The sequence below is a fragment of the Candidatus Obscuribacterales bacterium genome (assembly GCA_036703605.1).
GTDB lineage: Bacteria > Cyanobacteriota > Cyanobacteriia > RECH01 > RECH01 > RECH01.
Genome location: DATNRH010000954.1, coordinates 1 through 4941, shown reverse-complemented (window position 1 = coordinate 4941; position 4941 = coordinate 1). Strand labels below are relative to the sequence as shown.

5 protein-coding genes are annotated in these 4941 nt (G+C 53.4%); all 5 read right to left on the bottom strand.

Annotation, left to right across the window (positions count from 1 at the left end; translation table 11 throughout):
• On the bottom strand, positions 1 to 236 hold a 236-nt coding region (locus V6D20_19500; GenBank protein HEY9817969.1), incomplete at its 3' end, for a hypothetical protein.
• A 96-nt stretch (positions 237 to 332) separates the two neighbouring features.
• Positions 333 to 1382: a Nit6803 family nitrilase gene (locus V6D20_19495; protein HEY9817968.1), complete on the bottom strand. Its 1050-nt coding sequence runs from the start codon at positions 1380 to 1382 to the stop codon at positions 333 to 335.
• A gap of 217 nt (positions 1383 to 1599) precedes the next feature.
• Positions 1600 to 2082: an MSMEG_0572/Sll0783 family nitrogen starvation response protein gene (locus tag V6D20_19490; protein ID HEY9817967.1), complete on the bottom strand. Its 483-nt coding sequence runs from the start codon at positions 2080 to 2082 to the stop codon at positions 1600 to 1602.
• Between the two features lie 524 nt (positions 2083 to 2606).
• A complete protein-coding gene (locus tag V6D20_19485) occupies positions 2607 to 3401 on the bottom strand; it encodes an IS5 family transposase (GenBank protein HEY9817966.1) in 795 nt (264 codons plus the stop codon).
• Positions 3402 to 3455: 54 nt separating this feature from the next.
• The coding region (locus V6D20_19480) for a BTAD domain-containing putative transcriptional regulator (GenBank protein HEY9817965.1) at positions 3456 to 4941 on the bottom strand (1486 nt) is incomplete at its 5' end.

Sequence of the window (4941 nt, the reverse complement as noted above, 5' to 3'; positions counted from 1 at the left end):
GGCTGCACCTCCTCGCTGGGCACCACGGGGGAACTATTGACTGCCGAGCTAAGGCGATACGGTGAAACCGCTGCCGTGCCCGTATAGACCGGCACCATGACCGTCGTGCCATCCACCACAATCGCCTTATGATCCGACGGGCCGGCACCGCCTTTGCGCCCCGCCGCCCCGGAGGTTTGTTCGGCAAGCTGCAACCCCTTCGATTGCAATTCCACAATTAACTGTTGTTTATCCATATCGGTTGATGGCTCAGTCGTCAGGGTTAGCAAAAAGAGTAACTATCGAGCGATCGCCCCAATCTGCAATTAAGTCAGAAAAATCAAGACCGATGCTTACAAATTGGCAATCGGCGGGGGAGTCGGCGAAACAGGTGAACCGTTGGGCCTCGGCAGTGCATCGGCCCCATTCATCAGTCCCGCATCGGCTTCAGTGGTGGGCATGGGGAACGGATGGTCAACCATCGTCGGCTGCGATCGCCGGTCAACGTACAGGTGCAGCAACTCCGGTCGGGAATAGTGCCCTACAGAATCCATCATGCGTTTGCGCTTGATGAGCAGTGAAAAGTCTAAATCAGCAATCACCAACCCTTCTCCCTCAGTAATGGCAGGAGCCAAATGATTGCCTTCTGGGCCAATGATGGCCGTATTGCAACCGCCCTGAATCGCCCGCTGCAATCCCGCATCGGTGGTCACCTGTTGAATCTGCTCCGATGAGAGCCAACTCGTTGAATTCACCACAAAGCATCCTGCTTCCAATGCATGATGGCGGATGGTAACCTCAATCTGTTCCTTGAAAATGTCGCCTACCAGGGAACCCGGAAACTGAGAACAATGAATTTGTTCATGCTGAGCCATGAGGGCATAGCGCGCTAGCGGATTGTAATGCTCCCAACAGGCCAACGCCCCCAAGCGCCCAACTGCAGTGTCTACGACCTGCAATCCATCCCCATGACCCCGCCCCCAAACCATCCGCTCGTGGTAGGTTGGCGTAATTTTTCGGCGCTTCAGTGCCAGGGTGCCATCGGCATCAAACACCAGTTGGGTATTATAGAGCGATCCGCCATCCCGCTCATTGATGCCCAATACAACGACCATGCCGTAGCGCTTAGCCGCTTGCCCTACCGCAACCGTTGTGGGGCTAGGAACGACCACCGCTTCCTCGTATAGCTGCATGTGCGCTTTACCCATCAAAACAGGCGGCTGAATAAATGAGAAGTAAGGATAGTAGGGAACCAGTGTTTCTGGAAAAACAATCAACTGGACTCCCTGTTGGGCCGCCTCAGCGATCGCTGCCAACACTTTCTCGACGGTTCCTTCTCGGCTAAAAAGCACAGGGGAAATCTGAGCAGCAGCAGCACGAACAGTGCGCGAGTAGTCAATCATAGTCACGTTTGGCGGTTGGGCATGGACTGTGATAACAAGTCAAGAGTTAAAACCGTTATCTCTTTTCACTCCGGCCAATGAGCCGGTCAAGGTTAATGAACCGATAGTCAACAGGTAATCAACGTTAAAGCACATGGCTTAAACAAACCTATAATCAGAGTTTTCAGCGATCGCCACAGGATGCTTCTCAACCCCGGTGCGATCGCCGAAGCAATGTCTACATCGTCCAAGTATCCAGGATGAATGCTCCCTCTTTGCGGTGCAAGAGTACAATATCTAACACGTCTAGGGGATTGATCGGCGTAATGCCAGGAATCAAAGACGGTTCCCCATGACCATAGAGCGCCTGCAGTGCAAAGCGGCAAGCATAAACTTTACCACCCTCATCCATAAACTTAACGATCTGATTATTCATGGCCATATGTCCAGGAAAAGCTTCGTCGCCTAGCTTTGGAAACCCGCGCTGTACACCCAACGTTACCCCTGGCCCATAGAGCAACACAGACGTTTCAAACCCCTTCCGAAGTAAGCGGGTGGCTTGTAGCAAATTAACTAAGCCAATCGATCCCTCAAACGCCACCGTATGAAAGGTAACTAACGCTTTTTCACCGGGTTCCGCCTTCACATCAGGAAAGACTTTCTCTTCATAGTCAACAAGAAAATCACCGGTTTGGTGTGCAGGCTTCGTTACTTCTGGCATGAGTTCTTCCCTATTATTGAATTGGATAAGCTAAGATGCTTCAGACCTCACGGGTAACTGACGATAGACCGATTGCCCACATCTCCCCGCTATAGCCGCGAAGGGCAGACAATATAGATCATCGAACCAGCTTCCCCCTGAGGATAGACCACGTAATGGCTACACGTAACGCTGCCGGAAAATCCAGTTCACAAGTCATGCCCGTGGTAGAAAAAATCAAGTTTACTGTGCAGAGTCACTTTGTGAGATGGACGTTGAAATTCCTGATTACGTTTGAATATTCTTAGGCTTAACCCTAGCGTGTAGATTAGAAGCTAACCCAAGGTTTATTTTGTATCTTAAGTTACACAAGCTCAGAGTCTAGCCTGATGAACAGGATAGATAGTACGAAAAAGGTGGCTTTTTCGAAGACTACCGTACTAAACCTATCGAAATCGCTAGGGACCTGATGGCGATCGCGCTCTTCCTGTCGTAGCATCAGACATGTTAGTTAGAGGTTGTTTGAAAAGGGGTAGGAGTGTAGCTCATGATGCCAAGCGTCTGAGCATAATGCGGATCATGGCGATTTGGAGCATCGCTTCAGCGTTTTCAGGAAGCTGTTCATAATCTTGAACCAAGCGACGTGACCATCGCCACCAGCCAAAGGTGCGCTCAACAATCCACCGTTTCTTGAGTAAGACAAAGCCCTTGGCTTCTTGAGGGCGCAAGACGACGTGAACAATCCATGCCAAGGTATCCATCGCCCATTGCAGAAAGTTAGAACCACGATAGCCACCGTCAACCCAGACCAGATAGACCCGTGCCACAGACTCACCCATCTGATGGAGCTTGTGCAGAACCTGTTGACCGCCAGTGCGTTCAGGGACATTCGCTGCCGTCACAACGACGGCCATCATCAAACCGAGGGTATCAACCACCAGATGCCGTTTACGTCCTTTCGTCACTTTAGCGGCGTCATAGCCAACCGAGCGATGCACCATCGGCGCGGTGGGAACGCTTTGACTGTCTAGAATGACTTCCGAAGGGCTTTCCATGCGGTCATGAACCGCGCGTGTCCACGACCGCAGACGCTTGTGGATTGCCTCCCAGGTGCCATCCTTCACCCAAGTACGGTAATAGGTGTACACCGTTTGCCAGGCGGGAAAATCGCCGGGCAAATCCCGCCAACTACACCCTTGAGCCACCAGGTAAAAGATGGCATTGAGCACCGCCCACAAACAGACCGTTCGGGGTCGCCCTCCCGGTTTCGCCTTCGGCAGCAAGGGCTCAATCAACTCAAACTGGTCACAGGTTAAATTGCTGGTGTAGGCTTTACTCATCGCTCTCACGGGGCTGTAGCTTTAGTAATCTCAGCCTAAACCGTGTGAGCTTTTTTACTGCTCCGCCGACTTTTCAAACGCCCTCTGAGCGACGGTGTCATGGAGCAAGGGGTTATCGATCGCAGTCGCCAAATCACGAGCGGTCTCGAACGCACCTGGCTCACCGAGCCGAGCTTTATGCAACAGTGCCCGAACTACAAGCTCACTCATGCCGCATCGTGCCGCGAGGGATTCGAGGTCAGCAATCCACCGGGGTGCTGCCGCCTGCCCCTGGGCGATCGCCACCCGACATAGGGCATCAAGCCCATAGGCTTCAATCCAGCGATAGCTATCGGGTAGCCGCCGAGAAATTCGCGGTGCATCGATCAGCATCTGATAGCCTCGGCTGGATTGCCCCCTGGCTACAGCGACCAGCCCCAGTCCCCGCATGGCGATGCTTTCTAAGCAAGGATCGTCAAGCTGTCGTCCCATGACAAAGGCACGTTCTAGCTGGCTCTCGGCCGTATCGAGATCACCCGTTAGCAGATGTACCTCAGCCAGAAGAGCCTCAGGAAGTGGGGCAAGCGCCATCCAGCAAGCATGTGCCTCCTGTAATGCCCGTTCCAGCACTGGCTTTGCCTCAGCCCATTCGCCCCGCAACAGGTGCAATCGACCGACCCAGCAGCGGGCAAAAACCAAAGCCTCTGGGGACTCGGTTCGCTCAGCCCGTTCCACAGCGGAACTCAGAACTTTGAAGGCTTGAGAGTAACAGCCCTGATCGTTCAGGCAGGCCCCTTGGATACATTCGATCCAGGCCATTTCAGCGTCGTCTCCTGCAGCTAAGCGTGTTGCCTCAGCTAATAAGTCAAGGGCACGGTGATAACGCCCACGCTCCAAGTCAGCGAAGGCTAGTTCTCGATAGGCGATCGCAGCGGTATGCTCATCACCCACCTCAATGGCATGAGTGACGGCTTCATGCAGTGCCGCCCCACCTTCCTCGTCACTGCCTCTACCCACATGAACCAGCGCGTGACCCAGCGCCACCAGTACCCGAGCTAAGAGTTGATGATTTTGATCCTGGCGGGCTAGAGCTACGGCCTCTCGTAAGGTCTGCAAGCCCTGACTGATTGCCCCCGCTGCGATCGCCGCTTCCCCCGCCTCAAGCATTGCTTGCACAGAATAAGGTCGCGTTTTAGATAGATCGAGTATGGGTTTGAAAACAGCCTCCTGTAACACTGGGCTTGGCTCAGTACCCCACTCCCGCCGAAAAAGGTCAGTACAGTGCATCACATGCTTGACGGCTCCATCGTCGTCACCAGCAGCCCGAAGGCACTGAACCAGCAGAACGTGGTGAGCCTCATCGAGCGGATTGAGATCGACCAGCCGTGAGGCACACTGGAATGCTTCATTTACGCGCCCTTCTGCTAAACAGGCTAAGGTAGCCTCATGCAGGATGGCTTCGGTAGCACCGTTAAGGCGATGTCTTTCACTAAATAGCCATAGCTCAAATGCAGCACTGCCCAAGATATTGACACCCGCTAAGAGATCTTGGCCTAACCCA

Excerpts from the sequence above, each read along its gene's own strand:
- V6D20_19495 (HEY9817968.1), bottom strand. The coding sequence starts at position 1,382 with ATGATTGACTACTCGCGCACTGTTCGTGCTGCTGCTGCTCAGATTTCC.
- V6D20_19490 (HEY9817967.1), bottom strand. The coding sequence starts at position 2,082 with ATGCCAGAAGTAACGAAGCCTGCACACCAAACCGGTGATTTTCTTGTT.
- V6D20_19485 (HEY9817966.1), bottom strand. The coding sequence starts at position 3,401 with ATGAGTAAAGCCTACACCAGCAATTTAACCTGTGACCAGTTTGAGTTG.